The sequence below is a fragment of the Micromonospora sp. NBC_01655 genome (assembly GCF_026339755.1).
In the GTDB taxonomy this organism is placed as follows: Bacteria; Actinomycetota; Actinomycetes; order Mycobacteriales; family Micromonosporaceae; genus Micromonospora.
Map to the genome: position 1 here is coordinate 3,918,974 of NZ_JAPEQF010000001.1, position 22,437 is coordinate 3,941,410.

The 22,437-nt window shown below is 74.1% G+C and carries 21 protein-coding genes, 1 pseudogene and 1 riboswitch; of the genes and pseudogenes, 14 read left to right on the top strand and 8 right to left on the bottom strand.

All coding sequences use genetic code 11. The features are described 5' to 3' along the window. The first annotated feature begins 3 nt into the window (after positions 1-3). From OOK41_RS17990 to OOK41_RS18040, 11 genes and pseudogenes are all read left to right on the top strand, one after another. Positions 4-333, top strand: coding sequence for an AzlD domain-containing protein (locus OOK41_RS17990; RefSeq protein ID WP_128763597.1), 330 nt, complete (start codon positions 4-6; stop codon positions 331-333). Further along, positions 330-527, top strand: a complete 198-nt coding sequence (locus tag OOK41_RS17995; RefSeq protein WP_266266032.1) for a hypothetical protein — start codon at positions 330-332, stop codon at positions 525-527. The genes OOK41_RS17990 and OOK41_RS17995 overlap by 4 nt, the downstream gene beginning before the upstream one ends. Positions 528-558: 31 nt before the next feature. Further along, positions 559-1,731: a PLP-dependent aspartate aminotransferase family protein gene (locus OOK41_RS18000; protein ID WP_117669109.1), complete on the top strand. Its 1,173-nt coding sequence runs from the start codon at positions 559-561 to the stop codon at positions 1,729-1,731. A 114-nt stretch (positions 1,732-1,845) separates the two neighbouring features. Then, entirely contained in the window at positions 1,846-2,943 is a 1,098-nt protein-coding gene (gene pip / locus OOK41_RS18005) for a prolyl aminopeptidase (RefSeq protein ID WP_266267863.1), read from the top strand. Beyond that, positions 2,936-4,849: a molecular chaperone HtpG gene (gene htpG / locus OOK41_RS18010; RefSeq protein ID WP_266266033.1), complete on the top strand. Its 1,914-nt coding sequence runs from the start codon at positions 2,936-2,938 to the stop codon at positions 4,847-4,849. Before pip ends, htpG begins: the two co-directional genes overlap by 8 nt. Positions 4,850-5,174: 325 nt before the next feature. Further along, positions 5,175-5,348, top strand: a riboswitch (cyclic di-AMP (ydaO/yuaA leader). Continuing rightward, positions 5,346-6,008 (top strand): transglycosylase family protein, encoded by a 663-nt coding sequence (locus OOK41_RS18015; RefSeq protein WP_266266034.1) that lies wholly within the window; start codon positions 5,346-5,348, stop codon positions 6,006-6,008. It overlaps the preceding riboswitch by 3 nt. Before the next feature lie 200 nt (positions 6,009-6,208). Beyond that, entirely contained in the window at positions 6,209-9,559 is a 3,351-nt protein-coding gene (locus OOK41_RS18020) for a hypothetical protein (protein WP_266266035.1), read from the top strand. A 97-nt stretch (positions 9,560-9,656) separates the two neighbouring features. Next, positions 9,657-10,589, top strand: coding sequence for a diacylglycerol kinase family protein (locus OOK41_RS18025; protein WP_266266036.1), 933 nt, complete (start codon positions 9,657-9,659; stop codon positions 10,587-10,589). 119 nt (positions 10,590-10,708) lie between these two features. Further along, positions 10,709-11,449, top strand: a pseudogene (locus OOK41_RS18030) (XRE family transcriptional regulator); the annotation flags it as partial. A 334-nt stretch (positions 11,450-11,783) separates the two neighbouring features. Next, positions 11,784-11,996 carry a helix-turn-helix domain-containing protein gene (locus OOK41_RS18035; RefSeq protein WP_266266037.1) on the top strand — a complete coding sequence of 71 codons (213 nt, stop codon included), beginning with the start codon at positions 11,784-11,786 and terminating at the stop codon, positions 11,994-11,996. A gap of 72 nt (positions 11,997-12,068) precedes the next feature. Beyond that, positions 12,069-12,605: a flavin reductase family protein gene (locus OOK41_RS18040; protein ID WP_266266038.1), complete on the top strand. Its 537-nt coding sequence runs from the start codon at positions 12,069-12,071 to the stop codon at positions 12,603-12,605. 71 nt (positions 12,606-12,676) lie between these two features. Here OOK41_RS18040 and OOK41_RS18045 read toward each other — a convergent pair whose 3' ends face one another. From OOK41_RS18045 to OOK41_RS18065, 5 genes are all read right to left on the bottom strand, one after another. Beyond that, positions 12,677-12,868: a hypothetical protein gene (locus tag OOK41_RS18045; protein ID WP_266266039.1), complete on the bottom strand. Its 192-nt coding sequence runs from the start codon at positions 12,866-12,868 to the stop codon at positions 12,677-12,679. 299 nt (positions 12,869-13,167) lie between these two features. Continuing rightward, positions 13,168-13,347: a hypothetical protein gene (locus tag OOK41_RS18050; RefSeq protein ID WP_266266040.1), complete on the bottom strand. Its 180-nt coding sequence runs from the start codon at positions 13,345-13,347 to the stop codon at positions 13,168-13,170. A gap of 374 nt (positions 13,348-13,721) precedes the next feature. Then, positions 13,722-14,021, bottom strand: a complete 300-nt coding sequence (locus OOK41_RS18055; RefSeq protein WP_117669091.1) for a BON domain-containing protein — start codon at positions 14,019-14,021, stop codon at positions 13,722-13,724. Positions 14,022-14,059: 38 nt separating this feature from the next. Next, the gene (locus OOK41_RS18060) at positions 14,060-14,329 is read right to left on the bottom strand and encodes a GlsB/YeaQ/YmgE family stress response membrane protein (protein WP_117669090.1); all 270 of its coding nucleotides are present in this window, start codon (positions 14,327-14,329) and stop codon (positions 14,060-14,062) included. Between the two features lie 31 nt (positions 14,330-14,360). Next, entirely contained in the window at positions 14,361-14,807 is a 447-nt protein-coding gene (locus tag OOK41_RS18065) for an STAS domain-containing protein (protein WP_243639692.1), read from the bottom strand. 152 nt (positions 14,808-14,959) lie between these two features. Here OOK41_RS18065 and OOK41_RS18070 point away from each other — a divergent pair, with 152 nt between their 5' ends. From OOK41_RS18070 to OOK41_RS18080, 3 genes are all read left to right on the top strand, one after another. Further along, positions 14,960-15,646 carry a response regulator transcription factor gene (locus OOK41_RS18070; RefSeq protein ID WP_266266041.1) on the top strand — a complete coding sequence of 229 codons (687 nt, stop codon included), beginning with the start codon at positions 14,960-14,962 and terminating at the stop codon, positions 15,644-15,646. Beyond that, the gene (locus tag OOK41_RS18075) at positions 15,643-17,022 is read left to right on the top strand and encodes a cell wall metabolism sensor histidine kinase WalK (protein ID WP_266266042.1); all 1,380 of its coding nucleotides are present in this window, start codon (positions 15,643-15,645) and stop codon (positions 17,020-17,022) included. The genes OOK41_RS18070 and OOK41_RS18075 overlap by 4 nt, the downstream gene beginning before the upstream one ends. 74 nt (positions 17,023-17,096) lie before the next feature. Then, complete coding sequence (locus tag OOK41_RS18080; RefSeq protein ID WP_266267865.1) at positions 17,097-17,678, top strand: GerMN domain-containing protein; 582 nt, start codon at positions 17,097-17,099, stop codon at positions 17,676-17,678. 27 nt (positions 17,679-17,705) lie between these two features. Here the strand turns inward: OOK41_RS18080 and OOK41_RS18085 are convergent, their stop codons facing one another. The 3 genes from OOK41_RS18085 to OOK41_RS18095 all read right to left on the bottom strand — a co-directional run bounded on the left by OOK41_RS18085 (position 17,706) and on the right by OOK41_RS18095 (position 22,380). After that, entirely contained in the window at positions 17,706-18,980 is a 1,275-nt protein-coding gene (locus tag OOK41_RS18085) for an ROK family transcriptional regulator (protein WP_266266043.1), read from the bottom strand. A 796-nt stretch (positions 18,981-19,776) separates the two neighbouring features. Continuing rightward, positions 19,777-21,489, bottom strand: coding sequence for an ISAzo13 family transposase (locus OOK41_RS18090; protein WP_266262960.1), 1,713 nt, complete (start codon positions 21,487-21,489; stop codon positions 19,777-19,779). 207 nt (positions 21,490-21,696) lie between these two features. After that, entirely contained in the window at positions 21,697-22,380 is a 684-nt protein-coding gene (locus tag OOK41_RS18095; protein ID WP_165878264.1) for an MFS transporter, read from the bottom strand. Positions 22,381-22,437: the final 57 nt, after the last annotated feature.

Consider the following 22,437-nt stretch of genomic DNA (forward strand, 5'->3'; position numbering starts at 1 on the left):
GCGATGTCGATGCTGCTGCTCATCCTCGGGATGGGGCTGGCCACCTTCGCCCCCCGGTACGTGCCGCTGCTGGTCTTCCGCGACCGGGAACTGCCGGCCGACGTGAAGACGTTCCTCGGCTACCTGCCGCCCGCGCTGCTCGCCGCGATCGCGGTGCCGTCGGTGCTCGCCCCGGTCGACAACCGGGTGGAGATCACCGTGGTCACGATCCCGTACCTGGTGGCCGGGGTGGTGACCCTGGTGACCGGGCTCTTCGTCGAACGGTTCATGATCGTCTGGACGGTGGGGCTGGCGGTCTTCTTCGGGCTGCGCTGGTGGCTGGGGGCGATGTGACGACGACGGGCGACACCCCGATGCGGCAGCCGCTGCGGGTGGCGGCGGCGCATATCGAGCCGTTGGCCGACGCCGGGACCACCGCCGGCCTGGCCGTCGCCGACCTCGACGACGCCCGGCTGTGGCACCAGCGTGACAGCCAGCGGATGGTCGTCGACCGGGCCGCCCCGGCGCCGGTCGTCGTCGTACCCTGACCGTTCGCAGCAGACAACCGAAGGAGCACCGGTGACCGGCATCGGCACGACCGCTGTCCACGGCGACGACGGGCTGAGCCCCGCGGGCGCGGTGTCGCCCCCGATCGTGCAGAGCGCCACCTTCAGCGCCGAGACCGACGAGCGGTTCACCGAGATCGCCACGCAGACGCGCGGCGACGCCTTCTACACCCGATACGGCAACCCCAATCACGCCCAGGTCGCCGCCGTGGTGGCCGAGTTGGAGGGCGTGGAGACGGGCCTGGTCACCGCCTCCGGGATGGGGGCGATCACCACGATCGCCCTGGCCCTGCTGACCGTCGGCGACCACGTGATCGTGCAGCGCAGCACCTACGGCGGCACCACCTCGCTGACCACCGGGCTGCTCACCCGGTTCGGGGTGAGCTGCACCCAGGTCGACCAGACCGACGTCGACGCGTTCGCCCGGGCGCTGACCCCGCGGACCCGGCTGGTGCTGGTGGAGACCCCCAGCAACCCGCTGTTGGAGCTGACCGACCTGTCCGCCGTGGTCGAGCTGGCGCACGCCCACGGCGCGTACGCCGTCGTGGACAACACCTTCGCCACCCCGGTCAACCAGCGTCCGGCGACCTTCGGCGCGGACCTGGTCTGGCACAGCGCCACGAAGTTCCTCGGCGGCCACTCCGACGTCTCCGCCGGGGTCGTGGTCGGCTCCGCCGAACTGGTCGACCGGGTGTGGCAGACCGCCATCGTCACCGGGGCGACACTCGGCCCGATCGACGCCTGGCTGCTGCTGCGCGGCATCCGGACGCTGCCGCTGCGGATGGCCCGGCACAACGACAACGCCCTCGCGCTGGCCCGGACGCTGGAGGAACACCCGGCCGTCGCCCGGGTCCGCTATCCCGGCCTGCCCAGCCATCCCCAGCACGACCTGGCCCGCAAGCAGATGAGCGGGTACGGCGGCGTGTTCAGCCTCGACCTGGCCGGCGGCCGGCCGGCGGCGGCCACCCTGCTGGCGGAACTGCGGCTGGCCAAACGCGCGGCCAGCCTGGGCAGTGTGAGCACCCTGGTGGTGCACCCACGCTCGATGTGGGCGGGGATCGTCGACGCCGCCCAGCTCGCCGAAACCGGCATCGGCGAGGGCCTGGTGCGGGTCTCCACCGGCATCGAGGAGACGCCGGACCTGCTCGCCGACTTCACCCGCGCCCTGGACATCGTCGCCGGCTGATCCGCCGGCGCATCCGCCGCAAATTCACGGAATTCGTGGCTGTTACGTGCTCCGATGGCCACACATTCCGGGTATTTGCGCGCGCACCAGAGACCCGGGAGGGGCAGCGTGGAGATGGGGTACGGGCTCGGGGAGGCGTACGAACACGGCATGCTGGACGTGGGCGACGGGAACCGCGTGCACTGGGAGGTGTCCGGCAATCCGGGCGGCACGCCGGCGCTCGTCGTGCACGGCGGGCCCGGGGCCGGCTCCGGCGCGGGCGTCCGCCGGCTGTTCGACCCGGCCCGGTACCGGATCGTCCAGTTCGACCAGCGCGGCTGCGGGCGCAGCACCCCGCACGCCGCCGACCCGGCCACCGACATGCGGCACAACACCACCGCCCACCTGCTGGCCGACATGGAGCTGCTGCGCGCGCACCTGGGCATCGACCGCTGGCTGCTGTTCGGCGACTCGTGGGGCTCGACCCTGGGCCTGGCGTACGCGCAGCGGCACCCGGAGCGGGTCAGCGCGATCGTCCTCGTCGGGGTCACCATGAGCCGCCGGTCGGAGATCGACTGGCTGTACCGGGGCGTCGGCCGGTTCTTCCCCGAGCAGTGGCGGCGGTTCGCCGACGCCGTGCCGGCGGCCGACCGCCCGACGGTCGAGCCGGGCCAGGGGCCGGCCGGCGACCTGCTCGCCGCGTACGCGCGCCTGCTGGAGCACCCGGACGCGCGGGTGCGGCACCGGGCGGCGAACGCCTGGCTGGCCTGGGAGGATGCCGTCGTCTCGCTGGAGCCCCAGGGCAGGCCCGGGGTGTACAGCGACCGGCCGTCGGACGCCCGGCTGGCGTTCGTCCGGATCTGCGCGCACTACTTCTCCCACGGGGCGTGGCTGGACGACGATGCCCTGTTGCGCGACGCCGGCCGGCTGGCCGGGATTCCCGGGGTCCTCGTGCACGGCCGCCTCGACCTCGGCTCGCCGTTGGAGACGCCGTGGTCGCTGGCCCGCGCCTGGCCCGACGCCGAGCTGATCGTGGTCGCCGACTCCGGGCACACCGGCAGCGACGCCCTGCGCGGTCACCTGCGCGCCGCGCTGGACCGGTTCGCCCCGCCGCCGCCGGGCGGGGAACTGCGGCTCGCGCCGGCCCGCCGGGCGGGTGACGCGACGGGCAGCGACGGCTCGTATCCTGTGCGCGGAGGTTCGTCAGTCACAGAAGGGGGTCGGTGTGAGTAACCGGATCGAGACGCTGGAGTTCCAGGCGGAGGCGCGCCAGCTGCTCCAGCTGATGGTCCATTCGATCTACTCGAACAAGGACGTCTTCCTGCGCGAGCTGGTCTCCAACGCCTCCGACGCGCTGGACAAGCTGCGCCTGGAGTCCATGGTCGACAAGGATCTCGCGGCCGACGTCTCGGACCTGCACATCGAGATCGAGGTCGACCGCGACGCGCGGACCCTGACCGTCCGGGACAACGGCATCGGCATGTCCCGCGACGACGTGGTCCGCCTGATCGGCACCATCGCCAAGTCCGGCACCGCCGAGCTGCTGGCCAAGCTGCGCGAGTCGAAGGACTCGGCCGGGTCCGCCGACCTGATCGGCCAGTTCGGCGTCGGGTTCTACGCCACTTTCATGGTCGCCGACAAGGTCACCCTGGTCACCCGCCGAGCCGGGCAGGACGAGGGCACCCGCTGGGAGTCCACCGGCGAGGGCACGTACGTCGTCGAGACCGTCGACGACGCGCCGCAGGGCACCTCCGTCACCGTCCACCTCAAGCCGGAGGACAGCGACGACCACCTGTACGACTACACGGCCGAGTGGAAGATCCGCGAGATCGTCAAGCGGTACTCCGACTTCATCGCCTGGCCGATCCGGATGACGGTCGAGCGCAAGGGCGAGGGCGACGAGACCACCCGGGACGTGCAGACCCTCAACTCGATGAAGGCGCTCTGGGCTCGCCCGCGCAGTGAGGTCGACGAGGCCGAGTACAAGGAGTTCTACAAGCACGTCAGCCACGACTGGGCCGACCCCCTCGAAACCATCCACATGCGGGGGGAGGGGACCTTCGAGTACGAGGCGCTGCTGTTCCTGCCGTCGCACGCCCCGGTCGACCTGTTCGCCCCGCAGGCCCGCCGAGGCGTGCAGCTCTACGTCAAGCGCGTGTTCATCATGGACGACTGCGACGCGCTGATGCCCAACTACCTGCGCTTCGTCAAGGGCGTCGTCGACGCGCACGACCTGTCGCTGAACATCTCTCGGGAGATCCTCCAGCAGGACCGCCAGATCCAGGTGGTCCGCCGCCGGCTGGTGAAGAAGATCCTCGCCACCGTCAAGGAGATGAAGGCCAACGAGGCCGAGAAGTACCGCACCTTCTGGTCGGAGTTCGGCCCGGCCGTCAAGGAGGGCCTGCTCGACGACCCGGACAACACCGAGGCCATCCTCGACATCGTCTCCGTCGCCTCCACCCACGATCCGGCCGAGCTGACCGGCCTGCGCGACTACGTCGAGCGGATGAAGGACGGCCAGGGCGACATCTACTACATGACGGGCGAGTCCCGGTCGATGATCGAGAACTCGCCGCACATGGAGGCGTTCCGGGCCAAGGGCTACGAGGTGCTGATCCTCACCGACCCGGTGGACGAGGTGTGGGTCGAGCGGGTCGGCCAGTTCGACGGCAAGCCGCTGCGCTCCATCGCCAAGGGTCAGGTCGACCTGGACACCGAGGAGGAGAAGAAGGAAGCCGAGTCCGCCCGGGAGCAGCAGCGCCAGGAGTACGCCGACCTGCTGACCTGGATGACGGACCGGCTCTCCGACAACGTCAAGGAGGCCCGGCTCTCCACCCGGCTGACCACCTCGCCGGCCTGCGTGGTGGGCGACGCCCACGACATCACCCCGACCCTGGAGAAGATGTACCGGGCGATGGGGCACGAGGTGCCGCAGGTCAAGCGGATCCTGGAGCTGAACCCGGGGCACCCGCTGGTCGAGGGGCTGCGCAAGGCCCACGAGCAGGACGCCGGATCCGACGCGGTCGGCGACACCGCCGAGCTGCTGTACGGGATGGCGCTGCTGGCCGAGGGCGGCGAGCTGGCCGACCCGTCCCGGTTCACCCGTGTCCTCGCCGACCGCTTGGCCCGTACCCTGTAGCCGCCGAGCCGCACCGCGCGCCGGGCTCCCGGTCGACACGTGTCGACCGTGGACGCCCGGCGCGCGCCGTTTCGGGGATTACTCGGCGTGTTCGACTTCCGGGTGGGCACAATCGGACCGACATGACTGAGCGTCACGGGCCGAGGTGGCCCGAAGCCGGTCCGACCTGATCGGACTCGGCCCCACGCCCTCCCCTGCATGCCCTACGCAGTATCGCAACTCGACGGTTGGCGGGTTCGCCCGAGCGGGTGAAGAACTTCACAAGAGGTGGGCGGCCGTCACGAACCGTGTCTAACGTCGGTCGAGTCCGCAAACGCGGCCACCACGGTCGGTAACGCCTAGTCCTGCCGCCGGCCGTCGGTTCCCTTGTCAGTCAGGCAGGAGCGGGGGACCCACACGTTCCTCGGTGCACCGCACCTCGGGGTGAAGCCGCCTTCGGCGGCCGGGCTCCTCGGCCCGAACCCGACAGCTCACCTCGCCGGCGTGGAGGAATCACATGGCAACTCAATACACCGCCCGCCACCATCGGGTGACCGCTCGCCGCGTCACCGTCGGCACTCTCGCGGCCGGCGCACTCGCCGGGGCCGTCGCCCTGGCCGGCCCGGCCGCACCGGCCCAGGCCGCGGTCAACTGGGACGCCGTCGCCAGGTGCGAGTCCGGCGGAAACTGGCACATCAACACCGGCAACGGCTACTACGGCGGCCTCCAGTTCTCGCAGGGCACCTGGGCCGGCTACGGCGGCAAGAGGTACGCCGCCCGAGCCGACCTGGCGACCCGGAGCGAGCAGATCCGCATCGCCGAGAAGGTGCTCGACGGCCAGGGCATCGGGGCGTGGCCGACCTGCGGCAAGAAGGGCGGCTCGACGAAGGCCAGCCCGAAGTCGGAGCGGAGGTCCGAGTCGAAGGCCGCCCCGAAGGAGCGGTCCCCGCGTACCGAGAAGCCGGCCTCGCGCGGCAAGCGGGACACCACGAGAAGCGCACCGAAGAGCGCCCCGTCCGACGGCGGGCGGACCTACCTGGTCCGATCGGGCGACACCCTCTCCGAGATCGCCACGGCGCAGGGCGTGCGGGGCGGCTGGCGCGCCCTGTGGGAGAAGAACGAGCGGGTCGTGGGCAAGCATCCGAACCTGATCTTCCCGGGCCAGCGGCTCAGCCTCTGACGCGCCCGGCCGGGTCGGTACGACCTGGCGCCCCGGTCCCGGGGCACCCAGCGGCGAAGCGCCCGGCCGGTTCCTCCGGCCGGGCGCTTCCGCGTCGTCGCCGGGTGGCACCCGGACCGCGGCGGAGGCACCTTCCACGTGACGTCGCCGCCCCGCAAAACGGGTCGGCCGCCGAACCCGGTTCTGGGCACAATGGCGCGATGCCGCGCCGTATCACCGCCCTGCTCGACGACCTCGACGACCTGCCGTACCGGGAGCGGACGAGCACCCTCGCCGCCCGGGCCCGGGACCTCGCCGCCGCCGGCCGGCTGGCCGGGGTGCTCGCGGACCTGCGCGCCGGATCCGCGTACCACCGGTTCCTCGCCGTGACCGCGGCGCAGGTGGTCGGCGACCGGGCCGGGGTGGCCGCCGCCCTCGACGACCCGCACGGGGCGATCCGGGCCGTCGCGGTCCGCGCCTGCCTGCGCGCCGGCTGGCTCACCGCCGACGACCTGCGCCCCCTGCTCGCCGACGCGCCCGCCGACCTGCGCCGGCTGGTGTACCGGTCGCTGCGGTCGCCGCGCCGCCCGGAGGTCGCCGACCGGCTCGTCGACGCCGTCCGGGACCGGTTCGGCGATGCCGAGGCGGTCGCGCTGCTGCCCGCCTGCGGCCCCGACACGGTACGCCGGCTGCTGCCCCTGCTCGACCACGCGCTCGGCAGCGGGGCGGCCCTGGCCGGCCGGCACGCCGGGATCCTGCTCGACCACGCCGAGGCGACGCTGCCCGGCCTCGACGGCCCGGAACGCTTCCGCTGGTGGGCGGCCCGCGCGGGCGCGCTGCTCGGCACGGCGGTCGACCGCCCGGAGCGGGTGCTCACCCTGCTCGAACGCCACGCCCCGGCCGACGGGCTCCCCGGCGATCTCACCGGCTACGGCGTGCTCGCCGCGGCGTTCCCGCACCGGGTGCTCGCGCTGCTGACCGCCCCCGCCCGGGCCGGCTGGCTGGCCCGGACCGCCCTGCCCCCGGCGCTGCTGCGCCGCCTCGGCGCGCTGCCGCCGGCGGAGCTGGTCACGCTCGCCCGGCGACAGCGCGCCGACGACACGCGCCTCGCGGCGCTGCTGGACGCGCTGCCCCCGGCGGCACGCGGCGCCCTGTACGACGCCGCGCTCGCCGACGTCGAGACGGCCGCCACGATCCCGTCCCCGGCGGTCATGGCGGTGCTGCCCCGGCGCTGGCGGGAACGGGAGGCCCGGCGGGTGCTCACCCTGGACCGGGTCCGCGCCGACGAGGCCGCCGTGCGCGCCTGGAGTGCCGAGCTGCCCTGGCCGGAGGCGTCCGCCGTGCTGACGCCGGCCCTGCGCGCCGCCGACGCCCACGACCGGGCGAGCGCGTACGAGCTGCTGCTCACCGCCGCGCGGCGCAGCGACGACCCGGCGGCGGTGGCCGAGGCCGTGGCCCGGCTCGCCGGGCTGCGCAACGAGCAGGATCCGGTCCGGTCGGCGGCGCTGGCCACCCTGGCGACCATGGCCCGGCCGCTGCGCGCCGACTCGCGGCCGGTGCTGGCCGCGCTGGTCACCGACGCCACCCACGCCCGGGACGCGTCCACCCGGACGCTGTCCGCGCTGGGCGACCTGGCCTGCGGGGTACTGCGCCACCACGTGGACGAACCGGAGCTGCTGGGCTGGGCGTTGGACACCCTCGACGCCCTCTTCGGCGGGCACCACCTGCCCCCGCTGGGCCGGCTCGACCACGGCCTGCGCCGGGGGCAGGAACAGGCCGTCCTCGACCGGCTCCTGCCCTGGATCACCGCCGGGATGGCGCGCGGCGAGTTCACCGCCCTGTTCGCGGTCACCCGTGCGCTGGGACGCCGGGCGTGGCGGTTGCCCGCCCTCCAGGAGCTGCTGCACCGGGCCACCGGTTCGGGCAACGTCTCCCCGGTGGTCCGTACCGCCGCCGACCTGTGGCTGGCGGACCCGGCGCCGCGCGGCGAGCGGGTCGCCCTCCTGCTCGCCGCCGACCCGTCGGTGATCACCTTCGAGGTGGTGTGGCGGACGGTCTGCGGGCGGCGCACCGACCTGCTCGACCGGGTGCTGCTCGGCCCGCCGCCGGCCGGCGCGTTCCTGCCCGCCGGGCCGCGCTGGGTGCCCGGGCATCCGTGGCACGTCGACCGCTGGCTGCCCCGGCACCGGCGGGCGTACGTCGACCTCCAGGCCCGGGTGGCCCGCGACGCGGGCCAGCCGCTGCACTCCCGGGCCGCCGCGCTCGCCCGCGCGGCGCGGGTCCCCGACGCCGGCCGTGACCTGGTGCTGCGGTACGTCGACTCCGCGAACGTCACCCTCGCCGAGGCGGCCCTCGGCGCGCTGCCCTGGACCGACCGGCCCGAGGAGGCCCTGACCACGCTGCTCGCGCACGCCGACGACGACCGGGCCCGGGTGGCGATGTACGGCGCCGGCCGGGCCGCCCGGTTCACCACCCCGTCCGCGCTGCTGGCCCGGCTCGCCGGCGTCGCCCTCGGCCGGGGCAGGGTGACCAGCCGCAAGGAGGCCGTCCGGCTGCTCGGCCGGTACGGGCCGCCGGAGGCGGTGCCGCTGCTGCGGCAGGTGTGGCAGCAGCCCGACCAGCACCGCGACGTCCGGGCCGCAATCACCTCCGCCGCCCGGCAGCGGCTGCACACGCCGCAGAGCTGGACGGTGCTCGACCTGGCCGTCGGCGGCGGCCGGGAGGACACCCTGGCCGTGCTGGCGACCGGGCCGCACGAGGTGCCCGAGCCGCACCGCCCCCGGTACGCCGGCCTGGTCGTCACCGCCTGCCGCAGCGGCGACGAGGTGGTCACCCAGGCGGCGCTGACCCGGCTGGCGCAGTGGGCCCGCTGGGCGCCCGACATCACCGACCTGGTCGTCGACGCGCTGACCGACCTCGGCGCGCACGCGGGCTGGCCGGCCCGGTCGATGCTGCTGCGTGCGCTGCTGGACCTGCCGCACCGCCCGGAGCGGGGCGCGCTCGACGCCGCCCTGTGCCGGCTGGTGGCCCTCGACGCGGCCGACGACGACCCGGGTGGGCCGCAGCGGGACCGGCCGGCCCGTCGCCGGATCGGCGCGATCCTGCGGGTCGTGCGGGTGTGGGCGCAGCGCGCCGGCGTCGACGCCGACCGCGACCCGGCCCGGGACGCCGCCCGTGACCTGGCCCGGCACCCGGGGTTCGTGGCCGGGGCGGCCGGGCTGCTGACCGCCCTGGTGCGCCTCGACGGGCGCACCCCGGCGCAGCTCGTCGCCGAGCTGACCGAGCTGGTGGAGCTGGCCGACGGCCGCCCGGCGCTGGCCGCCCGGCTGGCCGACGCCCTCGCCGACCGGGTGCGCCGCGACGCCGCCGTCGTGGACGCCGGGCTGCTGCTGGCGGCGGCCCGGGAGCTGGCCGCCCGCGGCGACGCGGCCGGGCTCCTCGCGTTGGCGCTGACCCGGGCCGGCGCGACGTACGGCTGGTCGACGCCGTGGCGGGACCTGCTGCGGACGCTGCGCGGGCACCCGGTCGCCGACGTCCGCGACGCCGCCCTCGACCTGTCCATGTCGGGGTGACCCGGGCCGCCGGTGCCGGCCCGGGGTCGGGGTGGTGCGGACCCGGCCGCCCGGCGGCAGGCGTGGCGGGCGTCGCGTCGGGGTAACACTCGGGGTCATGAGCACGAGCACGCTGGCCCGCCCCGACGAGGCGGCCCCGGCGCGGGTCGGCACCGTCGCCGTCGTCGCGCACCGGAAGAAGACGTTCGGCGGCGGCCTGGACGAACTGCGCGCCACGCTGGCCGGCGCCGGCATCGGCGACCTGCTCTGGTACGAGGTGCCGAAGAGCCGCAAGGCGCCGAAGCGGGTCCGCCGGGCGCTCGACCGGGGCGCGGAGCTGGTCTTCGTGTGGGGCGGCGACGGCATGGTGCAGCGCTGCGCCGACGTCCTCGCCGGCACCGGCGTGCCGATGGCGATCCTGCCCGCCGGGACGGCGAACCTGTTCGCCACCAACCTCGGCATCCCGACCGACCTGCCGAAGGCTGTGCGGACCGGCCTGCGCGGCCCGCGCCGCCGCCTCGACCTGGGCCGGATCAACGGGGAGCACTTCGCGGTGATGGCCGGCGCGGGCTTCGACGGCGACCTGATCGGCGAGGCCGACCGCAGGCTCAAGGGCCGGCTGGGCCGCCTGGCGTACGTGTGGACGGGGCTGCGGCACGTGCGCGGCGAGCTGGTGCGCACCCGGATCCGGGTCGACGGGTCGGACTGGTTCGACGGCGAGGCGAGCTGCGTGCTGTTCGGCAACGTCGGCACGATCACCGGCGGCATCCCCGCCTTCGACGACGCCCGGCCCGACGACGGGGCCCTGGAGGTCGGGGTGGCCACCGCCAGCGGGGCGGTGGACTGGGCACGCACCCTGGGTCGGATGGCGGCCGGCCGGTCGGAGGAGTCCCCGTTCGTGCGGATCACCCGGGGCCGCAGGATCAAGGTACGGTTCGCCGCGCCGCAGACGTACGAGCTGGACGGCGGGGCGCGCGAGCGGGTGACCCGGTTGAAGGTGCGGGTCGTGCCCGGCGCGCTGACCGTGTGCTGCCCGGCCGAGCGCTGCTGATCTCGCGCCGGAGCAGCCGGCCCGGTCGACAATGAATCCCACCTATCGGGTGGTGCGGGTGTACCGTCCGAAATGGCGGCCCGCCGGGGTAGAGGCCGGCGGTGCTGGCCGGCGAGCCGACGTCGGTGAAGACGTTGACCAGCTTGGTCGACCAGGCATGGCGCATCTGGCACGGCTCCACCACCGAGCGGACCGCCATTGCCGGAGTGTTGCCCGGCCTGTTGGATGACGCGCGCCGCAGCGCCCGACGGCTTGAGGGCATCGAGCGGCGGAACGCCCTGGTCGAGTTGGCCCGCGTCTACCACCTCGCTCAGTTGTACGTTGCCCACCAGCCACACCCCGAGTTGGTGTGGCTGGCCGCCGACCGGGCGATGTCCGCCGCGCAGGACGCCGACGATCCTCGCGCCATCGCCGCCGCCGCTTGGTACTACGCCCATGTCTACCGTTCGTCGAACATGATCGACGAGGCGGAGCAGGTGCTGATGGATGCGCTGGTCGTCCTTGAGCCCGATGCTGGCGTTGACTCCCTTGCCCGCTGGGGGCAACTGCACCTCGGGGTGGCTCTCGGGCACAGCAGGGCTGGCCGCGCGGGGCAGGCGTGGCGGTCCTGGGACCGCGCCGACGAGGCAACCAGGCGACTCGGATCCGACTATGCGCATCCCTGGCTGATGTTCGGGGGGACCGTCTGCCGTGAGGAGATCGCCACCGTGCACCTGCTTGGTCGGAGCCTGCGCGAGAGCGCGGACACCGTGCGGTTCAACCCCTTCGCGCGGGCGGTCACCTTGGAGTTGGCGGGTCGGCGCGGCACGACCGGGGAGGACGCCCGGGAGTTGGCGCTGGCGATGGGCATTCACTGGTAGTCATCGCGGGGGTACAGACCATAGCCGTCGCGCACCGCGATCGTCCGTAACGTCCAGTCACGGGTGCGGCGGCATGAACTTCTGAGCTGGTACGGCCGCGAGTCGCGCCCCTTAGCTGGCGCGGTGGCGGTCGGTCCTTCCAGGAGCACCGTCGCCGCGCCTTCCAGGAGGACGTAGATGGACGGTAGGCGGCGCGAGCCGGCACAGAGCCATGGCGAGCAGGTCCAGGCGGCGGAACGGGAAGCCGCGAAGCAACGGCTTCTCGCCCAGGCTGAGGCGGAGCGGATACCGGTCGAGGAGACGACCCGGGCGGTGCCGGATCGGCGGTGGCGGCGTGGACAGTGATCGGCTGCCGGTCGGTCGGCGGGTGGCGTACTGGCGTGGGCGGCGCAGGATGTCGCAGCAGGTGTTCGCCGATCGGCTCGGCAAGTCCAAGAACTGGGTGGACAAGGTCGAGCGGGTCGAGCTCGTCGCCCGCCCGCTGCCGCCCGCGCGGAACCGCCTCCCGATCGCCGTATCGCCCGCCGGGCGCCCCGGCCGCGGGTGAGCCGAGCCCCGGTCGGCGCCGCCCGTCGACCGCCGGTACCGTCCCGAGAGAGCGACGACCCGGGAGGAGCACATGCCCCCGTCCACCCCTGCGCAACCGGAGCCGCCCGTCGACGCGGACAGCGCCTCGCTGCGCGCGATCCTGCGTCACCAGGCCAGCACCGTGACCGTGGTGACGGCTTCGGGCTCCCCGCCGGTCGGCTTCACCGCGACGTCGTTCACCTCGGTGTCACTGGAGCCGCCGATCGTGTCGTTCTGCCTCGGCCTCGCCTCGTCGAGCTGGCCCACGGTGTCCCGGTCCCGTCACGTCGCCGTGCACCTGCTCGCCCACCACCAGCGGAAGCTGGCCCGGACGTTCGCCACGAGCGGCGTGGACCGGTTCGCCGAGCCGACGCGGTGGCGTCCGGGGCCGCAGGAGGTGCCGATCCTCGACGGCGTCCTGGCATGGCTGCTCTGCCGGGTGGTGGACCGGGTGACCGTCGGCGACCACGCGATCGTGCTCGCCGAGCCCGAGCTGCTGCGGCACGCCGACGTGGGCACGCCGCTGCTGTACCACCGGGGCGGCTACGCCGGCCTGGACCCGGCGGCCGACCGGGCCACCGTGGCCTGAGTCGGCTGCGGTCGCGGTCCGACGCCGCCCGGCCGGCGGGTTGGCCGCCGGCCGGGCGGCGCCGACCCGGGTCACGACCGGTCGGGTCGGATCCCCAGCGCGGGCAGCACGGTCTCCGCCACCCGGTACGCCTCCTCCAGCAGCGGGTTGCCGGAGAGGATGAAGGTGTCCACGCCGGGGGAGCGGAACTCCTCCAGCCGCTCGACCACCTGCCGGGTGCTGCCCACCACGGCGGTGCCCGGGCCGGGCCGGAACAGCCCCATCCCCGGCCACAGGTTGGGGTACGTCTCCGTCGGCGGCCAGCTCGATGCCGGCCGGCGACGAGCCGCCGAACCACAGCGGGATGCCACCCTTCTGCACCGGCGGCAGGTCCCGCAGGTCCGCGCCGGCACCCGGCAGGTCGTAGAACCCGCCCTTGTGGTCGAAGACCTCCGCTCGTGCTCCAGGTGCAGGCCGTAGCGGCGCAGCGTGTCGGTGGAGCCGTTGACCACGTTGAACCGCAGGCGCGGGCCGAACAGGTGGTCGAAGGTGAGCGCGGACTTCGCCAGCAGGGGCGGGGAGATCAGCCCGGGGTGCCCGGATCGGGGATGCGTACCTCGATCGTGCGTTCGCCGGCGGCGTCGGCCGGCTCGCCGGACGTGCCGCAACCGGCGACGCCCACCAGGGCGGCGACCAGGCCGGCGACGGTGCCGACGGTCAGGAGGCGCGGGCGGGTACGGCGAGGTGTCGGTGCTGTGCTCATCTCATTCTCCTGTGCGGTCCGCCGGCGCGGGAGCGGCGCTCCCGGCCGGTGCGGGGTTCTGCCGGCGGGCCGCCGTGATGTCCCGCCCCGGGCCCGAGCGCCGGGCCCTGCTCGACCGCGCCACGGCGCTGGCCCCTGCGCCCGGCCAAGGGGACACCGGCCGGCATCCCCGGGCGGCCGGACCCGGCACCCGACCCCCGCCGGATCCCCGCGCCGGTTCGGCCTCGGCGGCCCACCCGGGCGGCTGACCTGGCCGACCCGGCGGCGCGCCGCCACCGCAGGGCCCGCAGCGCTGGTGCCGGCGCTGCGGGCCCCGCGTGTGACGCCCGGCCGGGCCGCCGCGGTCGGGCGGGCGGCGGCGCGGGGGCTCGTGGTCACCGGCGTGGGCGACGCGGCTCGGCCAGCCGCAGGGCGTTGCAGACGTCGACGACGTCGGTGACCGTCCAGGCCAGCTCCCCGGCGATGCGGCGGGCCCGCGGATCGGCGACGATCCCGGTGAGGATGACGACCCGGTTCTGCACGCTGACGGTGACCGGCTCGTGGCGGACGGCCGGGTCGCCGCCGAGCCGTCGGGCGACGGCGGCGGCGAGCCGGGTGTCCTCCTGCGGTGGCTCGGGCCCGTCGGGGTCGGCGGTCCAGAAGTGGTCGTCGGGGGACGGCCAGGGAATGACCACGGGGGATGGTCCCTTCTCGGTGCGCGGTGTCGGGGTGCCTAGGCGGAGCCGGAGCGACCGGCGGTGGCCGCCACCAGGACGACGCCGACCCCGGCCAGCCCGACCTGCACGAGCAGGTCCTGGAACCGGAAGCCGGTCCCGGCCACGCCGACGAGGCGGGCGAGGATGGTGCCGAGCAGGGCGGCGACCACGCCGACGACCAGGGTGAGCCAGCACGGCGCGGTCTGCCGTCCGGGGACGACGAGCCGGCCGAGGGCCCCGACGACAAGTCCGACGAGAAGGGCGCTGACGAGCCCGGTGACGGTCACGGTTGCTCCTGGGCGTGGAGGGTGCGGTGGCTCAACGCGGCCCGCCGGCCGACGCCGCGCCGGGCAGTCCCCGCACCGGCACGGCCGCCCGGCCGGCGGGCGTCGACCCCGCCCGGTCGGGCCCCGGCGCGGGGGACCCGTCGGACCGGTCGGCGCCCGGCGTGCGGCCGGCGACGATCGGCAGGACCTGGTCCAGGCGGGCGGACTGCAGGATGCGCCAGATGCGCGGGTTCGGGTCACGTACGGTGAGCACCGCGTCGGCGCGGGTGAGTCGCCGGTGCACGTCGAGCAGCAGCCCGATCGCGGCGGCGTCGATGTGCCGGCAGCCGGACAGGTCGACCACGACCTGGGCGGGGCGCAGGGCGAGCAGCCGGTCGAACACGGCGCCGGTCTCCGGCAGGCAGGCCAGGTCGAACTCGGTCACGGCCACCTCGACCAGGGGAATCGTGCACTCCCGGCGTGCCAGCGGCGTCGTCACGGCCGTACCCCTTCCGTCGCGGACCCGAACGCCCACCACCGTGCCGGCCGGGGTTGGCGGGCACCACGCGGACGTGTGACAGTTGCGTGACAAATCCGCCATCCGCAGGACACGGTTGGCCGCCGGCGTACGGCCTTGGGGATGATTCCGGTATGACGTCCGTACTGGTGATCGAGGACGACGACCGGATCCGGCTGGCGCTGCTGCTCGCGTTGGAGGACGAGGGCTACGACGCCCACGGCGCGGCCACGGCCGAGGAGGGGTTGCGCGCCCAGCGGCGGGACCCGGCCGACTACGTCCTGGTCGACCTGATGCTGCCGGGCCTGGACGGCTTCGAGTGCATCCGCCACCTGCGCCGCGACGACGACGTGCCGATCGTGGTGGTCAGCGCCCGCGACGACACCCACGACATCGTGGCCGCCCTGGAGGCCGGCGCCGACGACTACGTCGTCAAGCCCGTGGCGATCAAGGAGTTGACCGCCCGGCTGCGCGCCCTGCGCCGGCGCGCCCGCGCCGTCGTCCCGGCGGTGACCGAACCGGTGCTGGTGCTGACCTTCGGCGACCTGGAGGTCAGCCCCGAGGCGGGGGAGGTGCGCCGGGCCGGGCACCGGGTGCCGGTGACCCGCACCGAGTTCCGGCTGTTGTGCGAGCTGGCCGAGCACGCCGGCCGGGTGCTGTCCCGCCAGCAACTGCTGCAACGGGTCTGGGGGTACGACACCGGCGACGAGCGGCTGGTCGACGTGCACGTCGGCCGGCTGCGGCAGAAGATCGAACCGGACCCGGCCAACCCCGAGCACCTGGTGACCCTGCGCGGGCTCGGCTACAAGCTGCAACGATGACCGGCCCCCGCCCGCCCGCGCGGCGTCGCCTCGGCCTGCGTGCCCGGGTCACCGCGGCGTTCGCCGCCGGGGCCCTGCTGCTGGCCGCCTCGATGGCGCTGGTCTCGTACGAGCTGACTCGCCGGTCCCTGCTGGACGAACGGGAGCACACCGCCGTGCGGGCCGCGTACTTCGACGCCGCCGTGGTGCGCAACGGCCTGGACACCGACGAGCCGGACGTGGTGGAGGTGCTGCGCTCGCTGGACACCGGCGGCAGCCGCCGGGCGCTGCTGAACCTCGACGGCGACTGGCACGCCCGCACCGCCGACGTCGGGCTCACCGCCGCCGTCCCCGAGGCGCTGCAACGGCTCGTCGGCGCCGGGGAGCCGGCCGTGCAGCGGGTCCGCGTCGACGGTCAGGCCGCACTGCTGGTCGGGGTGCCGCTGTCCGGCTCGGCGACGTACTACGAGGTCAACTCGCTGGGCGAGCTGGAGCGGACGTTCCAGGCGCTGGCCCTGACGCTGACCGCCGTGGCCATCATGGTGGCCGGCTCCGGCGCGGCGCTGGGCTGGTACGCCACCCGGCACGGCCTGCGTCCGCTGACCGCGGTCGCCAACGCCGCGGAGAAGATCGCCGCCGGTGAGCTGACCGCCCGCCTCGACCCGGCCACCGACCCCGACCTCACCCGGCTGTCCACCTCGTTCAACCACATGGTCGACCAGTTGGCCCGCCGGATCGACCGGGACCGCCGGTTCGCCGCCGACGTCAGCCACGAACTGCGCTCGCCGTTGCAGACCCTCGCCGCGGCGGCCAGCGTCCTGCAACGGCGGCGGGAGCACCACGACGAGCGCACCGCCACCGCCGCCGGTCTCGTCGCCGACGAGATCGAGCGCTTTCAGCGGCTGGTCAACGACCTGATCGACCTGGCCCGTAGCGACCAGCCCGCCCACCGTGCCCCGGTCGACGTGGCGGAGCTGGCCCGGCGGGCCTGCGTCGAGCGGGACCTGCCGGCCTCGCTGGTGCGACTGACGGCGGGCACGCCACGGACGTGGCAGGTGGAGCAGCGGCGCGTCGCGCAGGTGCTGGTGAACCTGCTCGACAACGCGGCCCGCTACGGGGCCGGTCCGGTCGCGGTGCGGCTGTCGCGCGACGGCGACGCCGGCGTGATCGAGGTGGACGACGACGGCCCGGGGGTGCCAATGGAGGATCGGGAGGCCATCTTCGACCGTTTCGTCCGGGGCCGGGCCGCCCACGCCCGAGGCACCGGCGACGGCACCGGCCTCGGCCTGGCCCTGGTCGCCCAGCACGCCACCGCCCACGGCGGGCGGGCCGGCGTGGGTGACCGCCCCGGCGGGGGTGCCCGGTTCCACGTCACCCTGCCCGGGAGCCTGCCGTGACCCGCCTCGCCGGAGCCCGCGCCGGAGCGCCCGCCGTGGGCGGCGACCGGGGCGGGGGAACCGGCCGCGCCGGGCTGCCGGGGCTCGCCCGGCGTGGCGTCGTCCCGGCCCTCCTGGCCGGGCTGCTCGTCCTGGCGTCCGCCTGCGGGGTGCCCGCCGAGGATCGGCCCCGGGCGGTCGAGGTCCCGCCCGGGCCGTTCCCGTCCCCGGCGACCGCCGGCAGTACCGCCCCGACCGGCCGGGTCACCGAGACGCTGTGCTTCGTCCGGGACGACCGGTTGGTGCCGGTGCTCCGCCGCGTCGACCGCGCGCCCGGCGCCGACGCCCAACTGCGCGACCTGCTCGCCGGCCCCACCGCTGTCGAGCGGGACGTCGGGCTGACCAGCGCGTTGCCGGGGGCGATGAGCGCCGCCGTCGCGGACGTCGAGGGCGGCCTGGCCCGGGTGACGGTCGGCCAGACCGGCGACGACACCGGCCGCAGCGACGAGGTCCTGGCGTTCGGGCAGATCGTCTGCACCCTCGCCGCCCGCGACGACGTCACCACCGTGTCGTTCCTGCGCGGCGGCCGACCCCTCGGGGTGCCCCGGGCGGACGGCTCGCTCTCCGCCCAGCCGCTGACGGCCGCCGACTACCTCTCCCTGACCGCCGTCCGCTGACGGGCCGGCCGTCCGGGTTCGACCTGCTCAGTGGGTGGGTAACCGGCCACTCTCGACGGTGCTCAGCGCGGCGGTCGCGCCGCCGAGCGCCGCCGCCGCGCCGCCCAGGGTGGACGCCTCCAGCCGGCACCCGCCGGCCTCCGGCGCGAGGGTCCGGGCGGCGAGTTCGACCCGGGCCGCGGGCAGCAGCCACGGCCCCAGCGCCGCGTAGTGGCCGCCGACCAGCACCGCCTCGGGGTTGACCAGGTTGGCCAGCAGGGCCACCCCGTGCCCGAGGTGGCGGCCGATCTCGGCCAGGCCGGCCCGCACGGTCGGGTCGTCCTGCCCGGCCAGCGCCCGGATCCGGTCGAGCTCCGGCAGGAAGTCGGTGACCGGCCCGTCCCCGGCGGCGTCGGGCAGCAGCCGGCGTACCACCGCGGGCAGCCCGGTCAGTGCCTCCAGGCAGCCGGCCTGCCCGCAGGTGCAGGCGGGGCCGGCCGGGTCGAGGGTCAGGTGCCCGACCTCGCCGGCGAAGCCCCGCCCGCCGCGCAGCAGTCGCCCGTCGGCGATCACTCCGGCGCCGATCCCGGCGCCGCCGGTGAGGTGGACCAGGTTGGCCGCCCCGGCGTGGGCGCCGTGCCGCTGCTCGGCCAGGGCGGCGAGGTTAGCCTCGTTGTCCGCCCTGACGGCGAACTCCGGGTCGCGCAGCGCGGCGCGCAGCGCGGCGGCGAGGGGGACCTCGCGCCAGCCGAGCGCGGGCGACAGCGGCACGCAGCCGGCCGTGTCGACCAGGCCGGGCACGCCGACGGTGAGGCCGAGTACGACCCGCCCCTGGCCGGTGATCCGGGCGACGGCCCGGCGGGCCAGCGCGGCCAGGGCGCGGACCGCCTCGTCCGGCGGCGACAGGGGGGCGGCGAAGGCGCGACGCCAGGTGAGCAGCCGGTTGCCGCCGAGGTCGACCGCGACCGCCACCAGCTCGTCGGCGCCGATCTGTAGACCCAGGGCGGCGTACGGCTCGCCGTCGAGCACGAGCATGGTTGCCGGCCGGCCGACCCGGTGCTCGGTCAGGCCGGTCTCGCGCAGCAGCCGGCGGTCGATCAGCTCGGTGACCAGGCTGGAGACGGTGGCCTTGTTGAGCCCGGTGCGCGCCGCGATGTCGGCCCGGGAGCAGGGAGCGTGCACCCGCACGTGCCGCAGCACCACGGCCCGGTTGGCGACCCGCACGTCGCCGAGGTCGGTCGGCTGCGGGTCGTTCTGCACGCTGATCAACTTCTGCCCGCTCCCTGCGCTGCCGGTGCGATCCCGGTCGGTCCGCGCGTCCATCATCGCGCACCGCGGAGCCCCGCCGGAGCGCCCCGCGCCGCGCCGGTGGGGCGGGCGCCGCTCCCTTGTGGGTCGGATCACCGTCGATCAGTTTGTTCGCTAGTGCCCCGTCATGCAGCCTTGAAGGGGTAATCCGGGTGCCGGATCCTGGATTCGGTGGCGAATCCGGTGGTCAGTTCCGTGACGTGGCCGACCTCGACGAGAACAGCGCCACGATCGCCCGCCGCAGCGCTTTACCGGATCCTTCTACTCACCGGCCACCGCCCCCCACAGCCTCATCCGTGGGGAGACAGCCTGCCCGACACGTCCTCGACACCCACGGCGGTGGCGAAATTCGGGCGGGAGCGCTTCGGTCACGGAGTCTGGGGGTTCCTGGCGTGGGCGCCGCTGCATACCAGGTGTGCCTTCCGGTGCCTTTGGAGCTGAGTCGAATACGACATCAGCCACGCCCGCCAGCCACGACCCAACAGGGCGGTGGGTAACCGCGAACGGTGATGACGTGAACGACTCAGCTCCATAGGCACCGCCGCCCACAGTTCCGCCTGGGTCACCGTTGCCCGCCGGCCGGGGACCGCACCCACGACCAGGCAATAGCCCGCCCCGCATCACCCCTGCCTCAGAACCGACGGATTACACGATCAACGTTCAAAGACGCGGCACTAGTAACCCAACTAATCCGCCGTGGTCCGGGAACACCCGTAGCCGCATGATCGCAGCACCCACCATGGCATGAACAACGACCATCAATGCTCAAGGATCCGCAATCATGCACGAGGTTGTTAGGGCTCGCAGAGAATCAACCTGTTCGTTTCGTCTTCCTCGGGGGCTGGTTGCCGTACATGTCGAGGTGGGCGGCCACGTCGGCCGGGGTGCGGAATCTGGCGGTTGAGGGCGGGATCGCGTGTTCGGCCAGAAGGGGCCGTACCTCTTGGACGGCCCGCGTGAGCGTGCTTCCGGCGACGCCGAAGATCCGGGCGAGCAGGTCGTGGGTGCCGATCTTGCGCAGGCAGAGGACGGCGGCCAGGATCCGGTCCGTATCGGAGAGCTTGTCCTTGGCGCCCGCGCCTCGCGCGCGGAGTCGCTCACTGCCCCGGCGTTCGTGGCGAAGCCGCTCACGTTGGTGTGCCAGTGCCGGGATCAACGAGCAGACCAGAGCGTCCAGTTGCTCGATGGTCATGCCCGTCAGTTCCGGGTCGCGGAGCAGGGAGGTGCTGAGTCCGTCCGGGCATCCGGGCTGCTCGGCGCTGTTCGTGGCGGCGGCTTGCGGTCCTGCCTCTCGGTCGTCGGCCAGCTGGGACCCGACGGGCTGGAGCGTGTAGTTCCAGTCGCCGTGGAAACGGTGGCGGGTCATCGGAAGCGCATCGATCTCGTCGTCGGTGACCTTGACCCCGGTGTCGTAGGTGCCCGGATCGAGTTCGGCGTGGACTCTCAGCCCGGTGCGGGTGGTGGTCGCCGCGATGCTGTTCACGATCACTTCGTGGCTGGTCAGCGGCCTGCCGCGCCAGTTCATGCTGATGTGGGAGAACAGCCGGTGTTCCACCTTGTTCCACTTCGATGTGCCGGGCGGAAGGTGACAGACGGTGATGTCCAGGTCGGTCTCGGCGGCCAGGGCCGCGAGTTCGATCTTCCAGGCGCGGGTGCGGTAGCCGTTGGAGCCGCCCGCGTCGGCGGTGATCAGCAGCCGGGCGGCACGCGGGTATTCGTGGCGACCGACTGCCTGCCACCAGCGGCGGATCGAGGCCACCGCGAACGCGGCGGTGTCGTGGTCGGTGCCAACGCTGACCCAGCCGGTGTTGGCGGCGATGTCGTAGATCCCGTACGGGATTGCCTTGCCCAGCCCCTGCCGGTCCAGGAAGTCGTGCGTCTTGACCAGCACCGGCTCACCTTGAGGCCGCCACTGGCGCCCGCCGTTCTTGTAGTCTCCGACCAGCTCTTTCTTCTTGGTGTCCACGCTGATCACCGGGTCCCCGGCACCCATGTGGTCCTTGGCCTGGTCATTGATGTAGCGGAACTGGGCGCCGCGGTCGGGGTGTTGCGTGCCTTCGACGGTCTTGGCATTGGCCTGCAGGCTGAAGCCTTCCTCACGCAGCAGGTCCCCGGCCGTGTCAGCGCTCACCTTGTGTCCCTGACGGGTGAGCTCGGTTGCGAGATTCCGGGTCGACTTCGTCGTCCAGCGCAGCGGCGACATCGGATCCCCGCGCACATCCGGCTCGACAAGTGCCAGCAGCGCGGGTCGCAGACCTGGGTCCACGTCCGCAGCCTTCTTCCGACCGCCGCCGGGCCGGCGCACCCGCCCCAGCGGTTCCTCGCCGGCCTCCAACTCGTCCACACCCTTACGCACCGTTGTCTCACTGACCCCAGCCGCACGCGCGACCGCCCGGATCCCGCCATGTCCCAGGACCCGGGCCTCGGCCCCCATCAGCAGCCGCCGCTGCCGCTCGTCCAAATGCGCGAACAACACCTCAAACTTCACCGCGAGTTGGCGACAGACCGAACCGGAGACGCACATACCACACCAACGAGCCGAGTCACCAGAAGCAACAGGTTGATTCTCTGCGAGCCCTTAGCCTAGCGCTTCCCGGAAGGTCTCAGCGCCTTCCGGCCGTCCGGCCGGGAATCCCCAGTGCACCTGTCCGGGCCAGACCTGAGCCTTGATCATTCCGCGCCGCTTCCGGATCTCGCAACCCGGCCCGCCGTCTGTCACGTTGGCGGATCGTCAGCGCACTGGGCCGCCGAACGGGGCTTCGCTGGGGAGCGGCGTTGTCGTAGCAGGGGCGGCCGGCGGGCTAGGCCGGGACGCACCCAGGACCGACATGGCGATGCCGCTCGCTACGGCGACGGCCAGCGCGGCTGCGGCCATCGGCACGTTAACCAGGAACGCCCACCGCCAACCCAGCGCCTGCGTCAGCAAGCCGCTCGCGACAGGTCCGAGCAGAAGAGCGGCACCGAGTGCGAGGCCGAGCACAAGCCGGGCTTGGGAACGCCAGCGGCCCAGCTGACCGGACAGGGCGAGGGCGATGCCGACCAGAGTTCCGGCACCCAGCCCGACGACCACCCGCCCAACCGCCATCAGCGCCGCACCCGGCACGAACGCGCTCACCACGCTCCCGACGATCAGGAGTACCAGCGCCGGCACCCCGGTTGCCGTAGGCCACCGCCCGCCGAGCAGGTAGCCGGGCGCGACCAGGGCCGCCATTGCTACCACGTACGGTGCAAACAAGGTTGCTGTCATGGCCACGGTGGACAGTCCGAGGTCGCGCTGGATCGCGCTGGCCAGCGGTCCGATGGGCGCGGTGAGCAGTCCGGCCGCGAGTAGCGCACCAAACGCTGGGCTGGCAAACACCCAGAGCGGGCGAACCACCGGCGGCCGGGCCGGTGCCTGGTATCCGGGTGGGACCACGCGGCGAGTGTAATGCACCGACGGCAATACCGACGATCTGGTGTGCTGTTTTCATCC

Coding starts and splice junctions, on each gene's coding strand:
- OOK41_RS17990 (WP_128763597.1), top strand. CDS start 4: ATGTCGATGCTGCTGCTCATCCTCGGGATGGGGCTGGCCACCTTCGCC.
- pip (WP_266267863.1), top strand. CDS start 1,846: ATGGGGTACGGGCTCGGGGAGGCGTACGAACACGGCATGCTGGACGTG.
- OOK41_RS18015 (WP_266266034.1), top strand. CDS start 5,346: ATGGCAACTCAATACACCGCCCGCCACCATCGGGTGACCGCTCGCCGC.
- OOK41_RS18020 (WP_266266035.1), top strand. CDS start 6,209: ATGCCGCGCCGTATCACCGCCCTGCTCGACGACCTCGACGACCTGCCG.
- OOK41_RS18025 (WP_266266036.1), top strand. CDS start 9,657: ATGAGCACGAGCACGCTGGCCCGCCCCGACGAGGCGGCCCCGGCGCGG.
- OOK41_RS18040 (WP_266266038.1), top strand. CDS start 12,069: ATGCCCCCGTCCACCCCTGCGCAACCGGAGCCGCCCGTCGACGCGGAC.
- OOK41_RS18045 (WP_266266039.1), bottom strand. CDS start 12,868: ATGGGGCTGTTCCGGCCCGGCCCGGGCACCGCCGTGGTGGGCAGCACC.
- OOK41_RS18050 (WP_266266040.1), bottom strand. CDS start 13,347: ATGAGCACAGCACCGACACCTCGCCGTACCCGCCCGCGCCTCCTGACC.
- OOK41_RS18070 (WP_266266041.1), top strand. CDS start 14,960: ATGACGTCCGTACTGGTGATCGAGGACGACGACCGGATCCGGCTGGCG.
- OOK41_RS18075 (WP_266266042.1), top strand. CDS start 15,643: ATGACCGGCCCCCGCCCGCCCGCGCGGCGTCGCCTCGGCCTGCGTGCC.
- OOK41_RS18085 (WP_266266043.1), bottom strand. CDS start 18,980: ATGGACGCGCGGACCGACCGGGATCGCACCGGCAGCGCAGGGAGCGGG.
- OOK41_RS18090 (WP_266262960.1), bottom strand. CDS start 21,489: ATGTGCGTCTCCGGTTCGGTCTGTCGCCAACTCGCGGTGAAGTTTGAG.